Consider the following 15,957-nt stretch of genomic DNA (forward strand, 5'->3'; position numbering starts at 1 on the left):
AATGGCTGAAAAATATAATACTAGGGAAGAGCGCCGAAAGCAGGGTCAGTCTCAAAAGAAGAGCCCCAAAAAAGGCCCTAAGACGTCAACCAACATGCTTAAGCGCATTTTCCTTATACTTGTTACAATCGGGATTATCGGATTGGTGACGGGGGGCGCGGCATTGGCTTATTTCATAAGCGATGCTCCAAAACTCGATGAAAAGCTATTGAAAGATCCGGTCACATCCAAAATACTTGATGAAAATGGTAAATTACTAGCCGAAGTCGGTACCGAAAACCGGGACTTTGTCAATTATGAAGACATACCCGACCTTGTCGAACACGCCTTCCTGGCAACGGAAGATTCTCGTTTTTACAAGCATCACGGGGTCGATTTCCTGCGACTGGGCAGTGCCGTCATTGCCAACGTCAAAAATGGATTCGGCTCGGAGGGTGCAAGTACATTGACCCAGCAGGTCATCAAGCGTTCCTATTTAACGCCTGATAAGACCATCAAAAGGAAAGTCCAGGAAATGTGGCTATCCATCCAGCTTGAAAGGAAATATACAAAAGAAGAAATCTTCGAAATGTATGTGAATAAGATTTTCTTCGCTAACCGTGCAAATGGAATCCTTACCGCTTCCCGCACTTATTATGGAAAAGATCTGGACAAATTGAAATTGAACGAAGCGGCGATGCTTGTCGGGTTACCGCAAAGCCCAAGCCGATATGATCCATATAAATATCCGGAACGGGCGAAAGAACGGCGTGATATCGTCCTTCATTTAATGAATAAACATGGCTATATCACCGAAAAGGAAATGAAGGATGCACAAAGCATCGATATTAAAGAAGGATTGCAGGAAATCGATAAAAGCCAAATCGATACGACCGCTTACGATGCATTCATCGATTTAGTCATTGAAGAAGTCGGTGAGATGGGTGACTATAACGTCTTTACCGATGGTTTGGAAATTCAAACGACGATCGATAAAGATGCCCAGGAATATGTCTACAAAATGTTGAACAGTGATGAAATCATCAATTATCCAAGTAAAGATCTTCAAGCTGGAATAACCTTACTGGATACGCAATCCGGTGAAATCAAAGCAGTAGGCGGCGGCAGGAACACGACGGTCAAACGCGGCTGGAACTATGCCACGGATGCCAAGCGTTCACCTGGTTCGACCATCAAGCCGATATTGGACTACGGCCCGGCTGTTGAATATTTGAATTGGTCCACCTACCAACAAATCAAAGATGAGGAATATTCATATAGCAACGGAACACCGCTGAAAAATGCATCTGGACGCCATTATGGCACGGTAACGATTCGCGAAGCACTGGCACGGTCATTGAATATCCCAGCCCTGAAAACACTTCAGGAAGTCGGATTGGACCGGGCACGTGATTTTGCCGTTGATCTCGGCATTCCTTTCGATAAGGAAATTACGGAATCAGCTGCACTTGGCGGCGGCAAGGACGTATCGACCCTTGAACTTGCCGGGGCATACAGCTCATTCGGAAACAACGGTACTTATAATCAACCGCATAGTGTGAAAAAGATTGTTTTGCGTGACAAAACGACCATCAAGAACAAGACAGAATCGAAACCGGTCATGAAAGACTCCACTGCTTTCATCGTGACGGATATGCTGAAAAGCGTCTTGAATGAAGCTTATGGAACGGGAAGACTAGCGAACATTCCTGGTCTGCCTGTAGCCGGTAAAACGGGTTCCACCAATTTCACGCCTGAACAGCGTGCAGCTAACAATATCCCCTCTTCCGGTGTAAAAGACAGCTGGATGGCGGGTTATACAACCAATTATACAGTCGCGGTGTGGGCTGGCTATGATAATGCTTCAGGTAAAAAATTGGAATACCTCGGCGATTCATCACAAAGAATCCCTAAGGCGATTTTTAAGAATTTGATGGCGCACATGGCGCAAACAAAAGCGACCAAGGACTTCGAACAGCCGGATAGCGTTGTGAAGGTTGGCGTCATAAAAGGTTCTAACCCAGCGGTTAAAGCCAATGCCTATACACCGAGCAGTAAAATCAGTTATGAGTATTATGTTAAAGGTCATGAGCCGACAAAAGTTACGACAGAATATGAAAAAATCAACAAACCTAGCATAAGTGCTTCATACAACCAGGAAAGCAATGAGATTAACTTATCATGGGCATATCCAAAAGATGATGGAGATACACAATTCGAGGTGAACATGTCCGTTGATGGCGGTGCACAAAGTGTATTGAAGAAATCGAAGGATACGAGTTTGAAGATCCCGAATCCAACTCCGGGAAGTAAGTATACCTTCTCCGTGGTAGCATTGGCGGATGGCCAGCAAAGTGACCCTGCCAGCACCTCCGTTGAAATTCCTGCAGAAGCGGAAGAGCCGGAAGGTACGGATGAGGAGATTGAAGATCCTGCCCAAGGTGAAAATCCGGATCAAGAAAACCCTGCTGAAGGCGAAGAAGATAAGCAGGATGAAGATAAAAACAACAATGGCGATACAGATAACGGAAACACCGATAATAACGGTGATGGCAACACGGATAATGGTAATGGAAACAATCCTGATGACGGAAAAGGGAACAATGATGATGATAATGTTGAGGATGGGAATAGCGGCACCGACCCTGGTACGGTGGAAGAAGATAAACCCGCTGAAAACCCTGATCCAGAAAAAGAAAAAGATAAAGACAAGAACAACGGTAATAATGGCTAACTAAAAAGAACCGCCTAAGTGAACTGCACCCCAATTGTTAGACAACATCTAACAATTGGAGGTGCAGTTTTTTTGGCTACTTATACGATAGACGAAAAATCCAACTTGTTGGGTTCACTTCAAAGCTTTCACTTAGGCGATTCTTTTCGTGTATTGCCGAAGCTGGCCCTTCTCCCTTCAGATCATCACACCTTTGTTGAACAAGCTGGAAAGGGAGCACCTGCTGCGAAAGCTTAATGGAAATAAGCGGCGGTAGCATCAAACAAAAAAACGTCGAGCATTCGCTCAGACGTTTTTTTTGTCATGATTATGTTTTATCAAGTATTTAATATATTGTTTCTCAAATTCCTGGAACAACTCGCTAAGCTGTCTATATGAAGGAAAGAAAGCCGGTCGAGAAAGGATGAAGGCAAGCCTTTCTGCCGTGTTTACCGGAGTTGTAGGAAAGGACTTCAGTTGCTCCTGCCAGACATTCAGCATCACAGGCCTGCCATGCAGCCAGAAGATCGCTGCCAAAAATAAGGCAATGCCCCGCTTCATGAGTTCTAATGTCTGTCCGGCTTTCCGTTCTGAAAATAACAATCTGCATTCAGAATCGATTCGCTTCCATTTTGCCACTACTTCCCTTACATGCCCGGCCCCCATTTTCCAAGGAGTATATGAAGCAACATCATTAAAATGAAGGCACTCATATGGAAACGCCTCAAATGGGATTTCCTCACTCCAGCCTGCATACTGTTCTTTAACCAAAACGATTTCCTTTTCAGGGAAAAATAAAGGATGATCCAATTCCTTGGGCACCTTTAACAAAACGTGATGCGTCACTTGGCCTCTTTCCTTTTCATTCGTTTTTTTCCTTCACGGCATAATTCAAGAAGCGGGCAGATTTCGCATTTTGGCGACTGGGCTTTGCAATGGTACCGTCCAAAGAAGATGAGGCGATGATGCGTAACCGACCATTCATCCATCGGAATTTTAGCCATCAATGTTTTTTCTACCTCCAAAACGCTATCCTTCCAGCGGGAAAATCCTAAGCGCTTTGAAACGCGCTCTACATGCGTATCTACTGCTATCGCCGGCACATCATAGGCAACGGATACGACCACATTCGCCGTCTTTCTGCCAACGCCTGGTAAATTAACTAGCTCATCGCGGTCACGTGGCACCACCTTGCCGTAATCTTCGATAAGCATGCGCGAAAGCTTTTGAATATTTTTAGCCTTGTTACGAAACAAACCGATGGAGCGAATGTCATTTTCCAGCTCTTCTATCGGAACGCTTATGTAATCCTCAGGCGTTTTATATTTTTGAAATAAATCCTTCGTGACTTTATTGACCAATACATCCGTACATTGAGCTGACAGTGCAACGGCAATCACCAATTCAAATGGATTGGAATGATTCAGCTCACAATGGGCGTCCGGAAACAGTTCTCCCATTTTATCCAGACAAAATCGAATTTGAGCTTTGTTCAACATGTTCGTTCTCCTTCATTGCATTACTGTTCGAGCCAATTATAAAAGGGCACATCTTTAATTGGTTGAGCTGCTTCGGTCTTACGTTCCCTCTTTTGATGAACCCTGAACTTTTGTCCTTGCTCCCTTGCCTGTGCCAAAGTTTTTATCCCATTCTTTTTCCACTCGAACAAGATCCGGTCAATGTAGCGGAAATTCAACTTTCCGGAAATGACCGATTCCCTAAGGGCCGACTTGATAATTTCAGGTTGGTGATCATCCTCCATCCACATGGCCAATGTCTCACATTCAAATGGAGATAAAGGGCGGCCAAACTCCTGTTCGAAAATCGTATATAAGCTCTCCTCCGCTTTTTGCTGCTCCGCTGACTCTGCCTGCTTCAGCGTTTTCAGGAAACAGTCCATCATTTTTTCATAAAGTGGCGCCAGCGAGTATTTTTCTTGGCCGATATCCTGATTCTCTTCAACCGCCATTTGGACGAAACCCCGTTGGACCAATCGTTGAATCAAGAACAAACATTCCGTTTCCTGCAAGGTCATTCGATCGGATATCTGGGACGGTGCAGGAAAATGGTTACCTTTATCGATGAAGCTTTGCATTTGTAATAATAGGACCATTTCTTGTTCATTAAGTCCCATTGTCTTATAGTTAGTCAGCAAAAAGGATGGAATCGTTATCGTTCCTTCCTTAAACCACGCATATAAATGTTCTTTATTCATGTTTTTGGACACCTCGTTTTCAGTATAACATGAATACGGCTCTGCGAATAAGTTTATAATTTTAACAAAAAACGGTTATCTGCCAAAATGACAAGATAACCGCATCTTCATGAAATCATGGATATAATCGATTTAACAGACGAGGGAACGGAATCGTCTCCCGGACATGCTCCACACCGCTAATCCAGGCAACTGTGCGTTCCAATCCCAAGCCGAAGCCTGAATGTGGCACAGAGCCGTATTTCCTTAATTCCATATACCATTTGTATGCATCTTCGCTCAAGCCATGCTCATTTATTCTCTGTTCAAGCAACTTTTGATCATGAATCCGCTCCGAGCCGCCAATGATTTCCCCATACCCTTCAGGGGCGATCAAATCTGCACAGAGGACGACTTCCTCCCTATCAGGGGCTGGCTGCATATAGAATGGTTTGATCTTGGTTGGATAATGCGTGATGAAAACCGGCTTATCATAACTTTCAGCAATTGCTGTTTCATGAGGAGCTCCAAAATCATCCCCCCATTTTATATCTTCGAAACCTTGTTCATGAAGGAATTTAATTGCATCATCATACGTGATCCTTGGGAAAGGAGCTTGTATTTGTTCAAGTTTTGCCGTGTCACGGCCTAAGGTATTCAGTTCAAGCTTGCAATTCTTCAATACCGACTGCACTACGAAAGAAACGAACTGCTCCTGAACTTCAAGGTTTTCTTTAAATTCCGTGAAGGCCATTTCCGGTTCAATCATCCAAAATTCGATCAAATGACGCCTTGTTTTGGATTTTTCAGCGCGGAAAGTAGGACCGAAGGAAAATACCTTTCCAAGCGCCATGGCTGCCGCTTCCATATAAAGCTGACCGCTTTGTGAAAGGTATGCATCCTCATCGAAATATTTAGTCGCAAATAATTCACTTGTTCCTTCTGGGGCGCTTCCAGTCAAAATCGGCGGATCGACTTTGACGAATCCTTCTTCATTAAAAAATTCATATGTAGCACGGATGATTTCATTGCGGATCTTCATCACGGCATGCTGACGTTTTGAACGCAGCCACAGGTGGCGGTTATCCATTAAGAATTCAGGGCCATGGGCTTTAGGCGTAATCGGGTAATCCAATGACTCATGGATGATTTCAATATCTTTCACTTGCAATTCAAAGCCGAATGGCGAACGTTCATCCTTTTGGATGACACCCGTTACATACAAGGATGTCTCTTGTGAAACCGATTTCGCACGGGCAAAAATTTCTTCACCCACATCAGCCTTCACGACCACGCCTTGTATGAAGCCTGAGCCATCACGGATTTGAAGGAAGGCAATTTTCCCACTGGAACGTTTGCTGGCAAGCCAGCCTCCAATCGTAACTTCTTGATCGACGAACTTGCTAGCTTCTTTTATTGTAATTTTCACGGAATTTCCCTCCAAAAATAGCTTAACTTACTAAGGAATTTACTCTACTTATTATACCTATAGCCCTCCTTACAAGCAAATAAATCACATATCTGATATTCACCTGCTTACAAACATGTTTCAGAAAAGCTGCACGCTCATATTTTAATAGATTAGATTAATCGATTACGAACACACAACAATCCTGGTGCTTTGCTAACCGAGTTTCAAAGTACCCCTTCAAAAGTGTTGATGCATTTACTTTTCTTTCATTTATTTATTTACATAATATTCAAAAAATATTGAATTTTACCCTTAAATCATATACGATATCATATATGATTATAATAACTCGAGGAGTGAGTGTTCATGTTAAAGGCAAGGGTGAAACTTGACGATTCGGAGTTTTCAGAAGAGGTCGATATCTCCTATCACAATATCATATTGAACGGAAAAAGCCGTGAGTTGTCTCAAGTGAATCTGGATGTTCCGGTTACAGGAACGGTGTATGGAACATTATTAAATTACAAGGGTTCATTGGAAGCGTTAAAGGACCAAGTTCACCATCCTCCTTATAATGAACCGCCCAAAGGGCCTGTGCTCTACATTAAACCTAAAAACACGTTCTCTGCTTTTGCGAGGCCGATCCCGCTTCCAGCCGGAGTACCTGAGTTGGAAATCGGGGCAGCCCTTGGAATCGTAATCGGTAAGACAGCCTCCAAAGTAAAGAAAGCGCTAGCAATGGATTTTATAGAAGGATTTACGATTGTCAATGATGTCAGCATTCCCCACGAAAGCGTATACCGACCGGCAATCCGTTTCAAGGCCCGTGATGGTTTTTGCCCGATCGGACCTTGGGTTGTCTCCAAAGATTCGATCTCGGATCCCGATGGTTTAGGAATCCGTGTGTATATCAATGGGCAGCTAAGGCAGGAAAATACAACGGTCAATCTAATACGGCCCATTTCCCAGCTCATTGAAGATGTAACAGACTTCATGACCTTGAACGCCGGAGATGTCCTTTTAACCGGAGTTCCCGAGAATGCCCCTCTCGCGAAAGCGAACGATCATATCAGGATTGAAATAGATGAAATCGGTTATTTGGAAAATCCGATTGTTCCAGGAAAAAACTAGCGATGGAGGGGATATCATGAAGAAAGCACGAGTAGCATATGCCGGTGCCATCCATGAGGCATGCGAATCTAATGGACAGCTTAAATTAGCAGATGGCCGGATCGTTGAAGAGCAAGATGTTGTATGGCTTCCCCCGTTGGTGCCCCGCACCGTATTCGCGCTAGGCTTGAATTATGCGGATCATGCAAAAGAACTTGCTTTTAAAGCTCCCGAAGAACCTCTCGCTTTTTTAAAAGGACCAAATACCTTCATCGGACACCGCGGACAGACAAGAAGGCCTCTTGATGCCACATATATGCATTATGAATGCGAGCTGGCTGTCGTCATCGGCAAAACGGCGAAGGGGATAAATAAAGCGAAAGCGTTTGATTATGTTTTGGGCTATACCATAGCCAATGATTACGCAATAAGAGATTACCTCGAGAACTACTATCGCCCCAACTTAAAGGTGAAAAACCGGGATACTTGCACCCCGATCGGACCTTGGATCGTCGACGCAGGAGATATTCCCGACCCGATGAACCTAAGTATCAAGACATACGTTAACGGAAAATTGACCCAGGAGGGCAATACGAAAGACATGATATTCGGCATTGCCGAGTTAATTGAATACTTCAGCAGTTTCATGACTTTGAGTCCAGGAGATGTGATATTGACCGGTACTCCCGAAGGATTGGCAAACACCGCCGTAGGAGATGAAATAACGACTGAAATTGAAGGGATCGGAAAGCTCGTCAGTACAATCATCAGTGACGATATTTTTACGAAGGGACAGGGTCCGTCGTATAACGAAGTCCATAATTAAGGGAAAGGATAGGGTCATGCCTCATATCATTATAGAATATACGGATAATATAAAAGGTGAAATCGAGATTGGGGAACTATTAATGAAAATGAATGATGTTTTAATCTCCTATGCCACCATCTTTCCGGTTGGCGGCATTCGTTCCCGAGCCATTGAATTGAAGCATTATCGTGTTGCCGATGGCTCTGAGGATGATGCCTTTGTTCACGCCATGCTGAAAATTGGTGCTGGACGAAATGAGACTGATAAGGCGAAAGTATGTGATAAGCTTTTTGCAGCGATGGAAGACCATTTTGATCCGCTTTTTTCCAAAAGATATCTCGCCCTTTCCATGGAGCTTGTGGAATTCGGTGAGTCAGGCACATATAAAAAGAATAATATTCATGATCGATATTAATGAAAACCTGCATTTCCGCTTTAAAGGCCTCCCGATGTTCGGGAAGGCCTTTTGTTATTGCATGGGACATACATTCAATTGATTTCTGCGAGGTGTCCTGAGCGGTTTAAAAATTCTTTGACGCGGTCCACAAATACCTGTTTATCATAGCCGTTATATAAAGCGCTTGCCATCCTGATCGGATCTCCAAAAAAGAACCGTTCATATAGTGTTTGCCTCGTGCCAAATGAACTCATGCATACATCCCATGCCAGCCGGTACAATCTGACCCTTTCATAAGCCGGCCCATTTGCTGCCTGAAGATATTTTTCTAAATCCGGCCGGAGCTCGGAATTGAAATCGGCTTCATTCGGGATGGCCATCAAGCCGCTAGCCCCCAGAATCTGCATGATTTCACCGAATCTTGGATAAATTTTCGGATAATAATTACGGGCAATGTTCAACGGGGTGAACTCGGGTGTCATAATTCCCCACTTATCCACTTTTGCGTTTGCCTCAGAGGCAGTAATGAAAGCCTTCACCGTTTCAAGTGCGATGATGACTTCCGAAATCTTTTCCTGAACGTGCTGATATTGCCCAATGTTGATCGTTTCCACCATCAGTTGCAGAATCCCCAGGATGAACTCCGTTTTGGCGATATTCTTTGCTACCACTTGATGCGTCATATGTACCACGGCATTGCTTTCATTATAAGCCTGGTTACAAATGCCGACATCTCCATATGCAAATACCCGGTTCCAAGGAACGACCACGTCATCAAAAACGATGATCGTATCCATCTCCTCAAATCTTGATCCAAGCGGATGGTCATAATGTGATTTGCCATAATCAAAGGATTCACGACAGATGAACTTTAAGCCCGGTGTATTATTCGGGATTGAGAAGGCGAATGCATAGGGATTTTCTTCTTCGGATTGCTTGAGCAGCGTTGAAGGAAAAACCATGATTTCGTCCGTTATCCCTCCTTGTGTAGCGAGTAGCCTTGCTCCTTTAATAATGAGCCCTTCTGAATTCTTGCCCGCTATCCTGGCAGCGATGTAGGGATCGGGAAGCTTTGAAGCACTCACCCCCCGATTTACTTGCGGTTGAATCAAGGTATGTGTCAAAGACAAGTCCTTTTCCCGGCAGAGCTCATAATAAGCTTCCATATTTTTTGCAAACATCTCATCCTTGGAAGCGAACATGTCGGCAGCCGATCCATATGCCATCATTCCGCTATTGATATAATCAGGAGATCTCCCCATCATGCCGTTATTATGACGGGCCCATTCCTGAAACATCATTCGTCTTTTTTCAAGGTCTTCCTTCGTCCGCGGCTGCATGAATGATGTACCCACTCTATCATTCGAGGATGGTGAAGTGTATGTCATGATGTCTTGTTTCCCGGGATCATGCTGGAGATCATATAATTCAGCCTGGGTTTTCATGACCCCTTTAAATGCTGGATGTTCACTGATCTTTTCTTTCACTTGCTCCCCATTGATCCAAACATTCGCTTTTGCCTCGTTGACCCTATTAATATATTCCTCACCTGTTTTCGCTGGCATCTCATATCCTCCTTTAATCCCAAAATGGTAATGAAGCGCTTACAACATATAGCTTTGAAAATTCCGAAGGCTCATGTCAAGTTTTCCTGCACCAATCGTCATCTAAACGCCGATGTCCTAAATCATGAATTCAGGCTTCTTTTTTTCAAGGATGGGGTCAACAAGGGGCACTTCTTCACGCGTGAGGATATCAAGGACAACGGAAGCCTCATCGAACCATGAATCAGGAGCCTTGGCACCCCAAAAGGTTTGGCGCCTAGGATCATCCAAATCCCAATGAATCGGTTCATTATCTGGATCGGACGTTAAATAATCGCCATTGTATAGTTCGATTCTATGTCCGTCCGGATCTCTTAAATAAAGAAAAAATGCGTTGGACAGACCATGCCTTCCGGGTCCGCGTTCAATGGACTGAGCATAACCGAGTGATGCCAGCACATCACAAGCATGGATGATCGCGAGCGGATCCGGCAGCCAAAAGCCGATATGGTGAAGCTTTGGACCAACACCATTCATGAAGGCCTGATCATGGACCGTTTGTTTCCTATGCAGCCATGTGGCCCATAAATGCCCTGCCTCATCGACTGTGTCTTCCGAGCAAGCGAAACCTAATTCTTTCACATAAAAGTCGTGGGCTTTTTGCACATTGGAAACGCTGCAATTCACATGATCGATTCTCTGAACCCTTGAGCCCTTATGCAAATCGTATCGCTGCAACAGCCTCTCCGCTTTATCCATCTTGCAAAAAAATTCGATTGGCAAGCCGGAAATGTCCTGAACACGGAGCGCCCTGCCTAATGCATGCTGCGTTCCCTCCTCCATCCACTTCATTTTCATCCCTTTAGCTTTAAATGAAGCTTCCAGTTCATTAAGATCTTCCTCTTTTTCAACCTTATACCCTATTGCTTCCACGCTTGGCTTTTCAGCCTTCTGGAGAATCAGGGAATGATGGTGCGCTTCCTCCAGCCCACGCAAATAAATATGTTCGTTCGTCCTTTCCGTTTCTATGAAACCTAAGGCATCCACATAGAACGCCCTCGATTTGTCCAAATCGGTAACATTAAGAATCGTTCTCGCAACACGTATAATGGAAAAATTCATAGTGTTCTCCCTTTCTTAATCTCGATTATTTTTCGGCAGAAGAAACGGCATTTTGTTTTTCCACTCCGAACTTCGGAATGTGATGCTCTCCAATCGCAACATGGATGACTTGGGTTTCCGTATAGAACTCAAAGCTGTAATGGCCCCCTTCACGACCAATCCCACTGTACTTCGAACCGCCAAAAGGGATTCGCAAATCCCTGACATTTTGGGAATTCACCCAGACCATCCCGCTATCGACCGCATGAGCGAATCTATGTCCGCGCTTCATGTCATTTGTCCAAACATATGCGGCCAGCCCATACTTAACATCGTTGGCCATTCTCAGGGCTTCTTCTTCCGTCTTGAAAGGGATGACCGCCATCACTGGTCCAAAAATCTCCTCTTGGGCCACCGTCATATCATTTGTACAGTTAAGGAGTAACGTCGGAGCAATGAAATTCCCTTCTTTGAACTCGTCAGGAATGGTGCCGCATACAATATCAGCTCCTTCGTCTTTGGCTATATTCAGATAGCGGGAAACATTATCGAAATGGTTGCGGTGAATTAGCGGTCCGATTTCCGTTCCTGGATCCATCGGATTGCCAATTTTGATCGAGTGTACACGCTGCTTCAATCTTTGGACGAATCGGCCGATGATCGACTCATGGACGAATAATCTCGAATTCGCTGTGCAGCGCTCTCCATTGAAAGAATAAATTCCCCAAATAACGGAATCGAGTGCCTTTTCTAGGTCAGCATCTTCAAAAATGATCGCAGGTGACTTCCCGCCGAGCTCCATGGAAAAACGTTTCATGGTATCAGCGCCATTTTTTATGATTTGTGCGCCAGTCGTCGTTTCTCCGGTAAACGAGATCAATTGGACATCAGGATGGGCAACGAGCGAAGCCCCTGCCGTTTCCCCGAAACCGTGGACGATATTCAATACGCCATTCGGCAATCCGGATTGGTCAAAGATCTGAGCTAACTTATTGGCGGTCAAGGGAGACCATTCCGCAGGTTTAAGGACACATGTATTACCTGTGGCCAAAGCGGGGGCGATTTTCCACGTTTCTAACATGAAAGGCGCATTCCACGGCGTAATTAAGCCCGCGACACCTATGGGTTTATGAATCGTATAATTTATGAAAGTTTCATCCACCTGATACGATTCGCCAATCAGCCTGCTTTTCACCATCTCCGCATAAAATCTGAAATTCTCAGCTCCCCGTTCTGCCTGTTTTTTTGTTTGGCTAATGGGCAGCCCTGTATCAAGTGATTCAAGAAAGGAAATTTCCTCGGCATTTTCTTCAATTAAATCAGCAATCCTTATTAAATATGTCATCCTTTCTTCCACTTTCATCTTCCGCCATGGTCCATTATCGAATGCTTCCCTTGCTGCAGCTACCGCTTGATCGATATCTTCTTTAACCCCTTCCGCGACATTGTTGATTACTTGATTATTGAAGGGGTTAAGATTGGCGAAAGTTTTTCCTGAAATACCATTGGTGAAGTGCCCATTGATGTAATGCTCGACATCCTGCACGGGAAAAGTTGGCATGATGAGTCCTCCTTCAATTTATAGTCGGTAAAGGTATCATCTTATGATGATGGATTGATGACTTGTTCCGCCAATCCGTATGACTGGAGGGTTTCACATAACTCCCTCTCCAATGATTCAGAAGGCGGGCCCATTGGCGGCCTTAAGGCTGGATTGATTTTTCCCATCATCCCCATCGCCGCTTTCAATGGTCCTGGATTGGTTTCTTTGAACAGGACATCATTCAGAGGCATCAATTTATAATGCAGGTCCAGTGCCTTATCCAGCTCCCCTTTTGCCCAAAGGTTATATATATCGGCCACTTTTTCAGGGATGATATTCGCTGTTGCACTAATATGTCCCGCTCCTCCTATTGCAAGCATCGGGTAGCATAATAATTCGATTCCGGAATACAAGAGGAAATCCCGTCCACAAGTCAGCAGAACACGGTTCACATGTTCAAAATCCTTATTGGATTCCTTTACACCAATGATATTTTTACAATCTTCAACAAGCCGGGCCAATGTCTTCACTTCTAAATTCGTCGCCGTCCTGCCCGGAATGTTATAGATGACAATCGGTAAATCGACTGAATTCGCTACCGTCTTAAAATGGTCATAAAGCGCCTGCTGGTTTGGTTTATTGTAATAAGGAACGATTACCATTGCAGCATCTGCCCCCATTTCCTGGGCCCTTTTAGTCAAATGCAACGTTTCTTTTTGATTGGCAGATCCTGTGCCTGGTGCAACCGGAACCCTGCCATTTGCCGTTTTTATTGCAGTTTCCATCACCAGCTCCCGTTCTTCCAATGATAATGAACTTGGCTCTCCCGTAGTCCCGCAAACCGAAATGCCATGTGAACCGCTTTCAATATGCCAGTTTACTAGATTTTCAATTTCTTTTGTGTCCACTTCCAAATTCTTATCAAATGGTGTTACAACTGGAGCAATGGATCCCCTTAAACGGCTTTTAATTTCCTCGTACATTTTTCCGACCACCTTTTTTAAAATATTCTGAATAAAACCCATAAAAAAGGAGCCTTGTTTTTATAGATAATCAAACGACTATTATAAAACAAAGCCCGGGTCATCAGAGTGCCTGATCCTGATTTGTATCTGCCCTCTGCTTGAACGTACTGATGGCATTAAGTTTATGCTTTCTTACCAATGCTTCAATTTCTTCGAATGAAGCTTTTTCCTGCAGAAGCTTGATGATGCTTTCATGTTCAGGAATCGATTGGACTGCACGCTGCGGCACCATCGTGAACATCGACTTTCTTACTCTATTCATCCTTTGCCGTGACTGCTTGATTTCCTCTATTAAAAAGGAATTCCCACACTTTTCATTGATTTCAGCATGAAAGCGCTCATTCAATTTACCAAACAGCTCTAATTCAAAGTTATGGAGCGCACTTTCCATTTCCTTGTTTAAATTAATTAGGCTGTCAAAATCCTGATCATCCATCGTTAAAGAACTTAACGCAGCTGCATAGCCTTCAAGCAGCGATAAGACAGAAAGCGTTTCAATATATTCGCTCTCATTGATGCTTGTAACTACGGCCCCGCTATATGGCTTGTATTGAATAAGTCCGTCGGATTCGAGCTGCCTGATTGCCTCCCTGACCGGGATTGGACTTAAACGCAATTCTTTAGCAATTTGATCAATGATGATACGCTGACCAGAGCCAAATGTCCCATCTAAAATTAATTGACGCAGGTGTTCGTATGCCACTTGCTTTTTACTAGTGTTTTTGTATTTATCTTCCATATTTTCATCATATACGAAATCATATATGATTGCAATTGATTTTTGCATGAAATCATATATGATTTCGTCTCTTGTACCTCCGTGGCGCCGGTGAAGCGAATGATCATACGTAACGGCAGTCGGAGCCCCATTTCCAAAGGGGGCTTCTAACTAAAAAAAGCCTGCAGTCCGCTTTATGCGGGATCTGCAGGCTTGGGAAGGATTATGCCATTTTGGATGTAACAAATGAATGGATTCTTTCAATCGCTGCTTCAAGCAATTCCAATGAAGTCGCATAAGAAAGTCGGATATTATCAGGTGCACCAAAACCTGAACCTGGAATGACCGCCACTTTCGCGTCTTCCAATAATGCAGTCGTAAAGTCCTCGACATTGCTGTATCCAGTTAGTTCAGCTGTGCGTTTGACATTCGGAAACAGGTAAAATGCTCCCTGTGGTTTAATGCAGCTTATGCCAGGAATCTCGACCAATTTATCATATATCTTGTTCAAACGTCCCTCGAACGCTTGACGCATTTCTTCAACGGCATCCTGCGGCCCTTCGTAGGCAGCAATCGCTCCGTATTGCGCTGTCGTAGTAGGATTGGATGTACTATGGCTGGCAAGGTTCGTCATCGCTTTGATGATAGCCTCATCACCGACGGCATATCCGATTCTCCAGCCTGTCATTGAATGTGATTTAGAAACGCCATTGATGATGATCGTTTGCTTTTTCAATTCGGGTGAAATCTCTGCAATCGAGGTATGCGTTGCATTTCCATAAACCAATTTTTCATAAATTTCGTCGGATACGATCAAGATATCATGGGCAAGGCACACTTCCCCAATGGCAGCCAATTCTTCCCTCGTATAAAGCATACCCGTTGGATTGCTCGGGGAATTAATGATTACTGCTTTCGTTTTATCGGTAATCGCTTGTTCCAGCTGTTCCTTCGTTATTTTATATTGGTTTTCCTCGGAGCCGACAATATAAACCGGCTTTCCGTCAGCAAGCTTGATTTGTTCAGGGTAGCTTACCCAATATGGTATTGGAACGATGACTTCATCGCCTTCATCCAAAATCGCTTGAAACAATGTGTAAAGCGCATGCTTGGCCCCGGAGCCGACCAAGATTTCAGAGGTTTTGTATTCCAAGCCTTGATCACGTTTCAATTTAGCTGATATCGCTTCTTTAAGCTTAGGCAGACCAGCAGAAGGCGTATATTTGGTCTGTCCTTCGTTCATTGATTGAACGGCTGCGTCAATTATATGCTTGGGCGTATTGTAGTCTGGTTCACCGGCCCCAAGACCAATGATATCAATGCCTTTGGCTTTAAGTTCTTTCGCTTTTGCCGTGATGGCCAATGTTGTTGATGGTGTCAACGACTGAACTCGATTCGCTAATTTCATAATTAA

The 15,957-nt window shown here is 44.1% G+C and carries 15 protein-coding genes; 5 read left to right on the forward strand and 10 right to left on the reverse strand.

Going from position 1 to position 15,957, the window contains the following annotated elements:
* Window position 1 precedes the first annotated feature (1 nt).
* On the forward strand, window positions 2–2,713 hold the full coding sequence (locus QNI08_RS04260) for a PBP1A family penicillin-binding protein (RefSeq protein WP_285766185.1): 2,712 nt from the start codon (window positions 2–4) through the stop codon (window positions 2,711–2,713).
* A 72-nt stretch (window positions 2,714–2,785) separates the two neighbouring features.
* Window positions 2,786–2,950 (forward strand): hypothetical protein, encoded by a 165-nt coding sequence (locus tag QNI08_RS04265; RefSeq protein WP_285766186.1) that lies wholly within the window; start codon window positions 2,786–2,788, stop codon window positions 2,948–2,950.
* 48 nt (window positions 2,951–2,998) lie between these two features.
* On the opposite strand, the gene QNI08_RS04270 is transcribed toward QNI08_RS04265, so the two are convergent.
* The 4 genes from QNI08_RS04270 to asnS form a co-directional block, all read right to left on the reverse strand.
* The gene (locus QNI08_RS04270) at window positions 2,999–3,538 is read right to left on the reverse strand and encodes a YpoC family protein (protein ID WP_285766187.1); all 540 of its coding nucleotides are present in this window, start codon (window positions 3,536–3,538) and stop codon (window positions 2,999–3,001) included.
* Window positions 3,535–4,191, reverse strand: a complete 657-nt coding sequence (gene nth, locus QNI08_RS04275) for an endonuclease III (protein WP_285766188.1) — start codon at window positions 4,189–4,191, stop codon at window positions 3,535–3,537. The genes QNI08_RS04270 and nth overlap by 4 nt, the downstream gene beginning before the upstream one ends.
* A 20-nt stretch (window positions 4,192–4,211) precedes the next feature.
* The gene (locus QNI08_RS04280; RefSeq protein WP_285766189.1) at window positions 4,212–4,907 is read right to left on the reverse strand and encodes a DnaD domain-containing protein; all 696 of its coding nucleotides are present in this window, start codon (window positions 4,905–4,907) and stop codon (window positions 4,212–4,214) included.
* A 115-nt stretch (window positions 4,908–5,022) separates the two neighbouring features.
* Entirely contained in the window at window positions 5,023–6,315 is a 1,293-nt protein-coding gene (asnS, locus tag QNI08_RS04285; RefSeq protein WP_285766190.1) for an asparagine--tRNA ligase, read from the reverse strand.
* A gap of 348 nt (window positions 6,316–6,663) precedes the next feature.
* On the opposite strand from asnS, the gene QNI08_RS04290 reads away from it, so the two are divergent.
* From QNI08_RS04290 to QNI08_RS04300, 3 genes are read left to right on the forward strand one after another with little or no spacing between them, the layout of a single operon-like run.
* Window positions 6,664–7,428 (forward strand): fumarylacetoacetate hydrolase family protein, encoded by a 765-nt coding sequence (locus QNI08_RS04290; protein ID WP_285766191.1) that lies wholly within the window; start codon window positions 6,664–6,666, stop codon window positions 7,426–7,428.
* Window positions 7,429–7,444: 16 nt separating this feature from the next.
* Window positions 7,445–8,233, forward strand: coding sequence for a fumarylacetoacetate hydrolase family protein (locus QNI08_RS04295; protein WP_285766192.1), 789 nt, complete (start codon window positions 7,445–7,447; stop codon window positions 8,231–8,233).
* 16 nt (window positions 8,234–8,249) lie between these two features.
* Window positions 8,250–8,630, forward strand: coding sequence for a 5-carboxymethyl-2-hydroxymuconate Delta-isomerase (locus QNI08_RS04300; protein WP_285766193.1), 381 nt, complete (start codon window positions 8,250–8,252; stop codon window positions 8,628–8,630).
* Between the two features lie 74 nt (window positions 8,631–8,704).
* Here QNI08_RS04300 and hpaB read toward each other — a convergent pair whose 3' ends face one another.
* The 6 genes from hpaB to QNI08_RS04330 form a co-directional block, all read right to left on the reverse strand.
* Window positions 8,705–10,177 (reverse strand): 4-hydroxyphenylacetate 3-monooxygenase, oxygenase component, encoded by a 1,473-nt coding sequence (gene hpaB, locus QNI08_RS04305; protein WP_285766194.1) that lies wholly within the window; start codon window positions 10,175–10,177, stop codon window positions 8,705–8,707.
* Between the two features lie 117 nt (window positions 10,178–10,294).
* On the reverse strand, window positions 10,295–11,278 hold the full coding sequence (gene hpaD, locus QNI08_RS04310; protein WP_285766195.1) for a 3,4-dihydroxyphenylacetate 2,3-dioxygenase: 984 nt from the start codon (window positions 11,276–11,278) through the stop codon (window positions 10,295–10,297).
* 25 nt (window positions 11,279–11,303) lie between these two features.
* Window positions 11,304–12,818, reverse strand: a complete 1,515-nt coding sequence (hpaE, locus tag QNI08_RS04315) for a 5-carboxymethyl-2-hydroxymuconate semialdehyde dehydrogenase (protein ID WP_285766196.1) — start codon at window positions 12,816–12,818, stop codon at window positions 11,304–11,306.
* A 41-nt stretch (window positions 12,819–12,859) separates the two neighbouring features.
* Entirely contained in the window at window positions 12,860–13,783 is a 924-nt protein-coding gene (hpaI, locus tag QNI08_RS04320) for a 2,4-dihydroxyhept-2-ene-1,7-dioic acid aldolase (RefSeq protein WP_285766197.1), read from the reverse strand.
* Window positions 13,784–13,886: 103 nt separating this feature from the next.
* Window positions 13,887–14,564 carry a GntR family transcriptional regulator gene (locus tag QNI08_RS04325; protein WP_285766198.1) on the reverse strand — a complete coding sequence of 226 codons (678 nt, stop codon included), beginning with the start codon at window positions 14,562–14,564 and terminating at the stop codon, window positions 13,887–13,889.
* A gap of 202 nt (window positions 14,565–14,766) precedes the next feature.
* Complete coding sequence (locus QNI08_RS04330; protein ID WP_285766199.1) at window positions 14,767–15,951, reverse strand: pyridoxal phosphate-dependent aminotransferase; 1,185 nt, start codon at window positions 15,949–15,951, stop codon at window positions 14,767–14,769.
* Window positions 15,952–15,957 lie beyond the last annotated feature (6 nt).

The sequence above is a fragment of the Peribacillus folii genome (genome assembly GCF_030271255.1).
Lineage (GTDB): Bacteria > Bacillota > Bacilli > Bacillales > DSM-1321 > Peribacillus.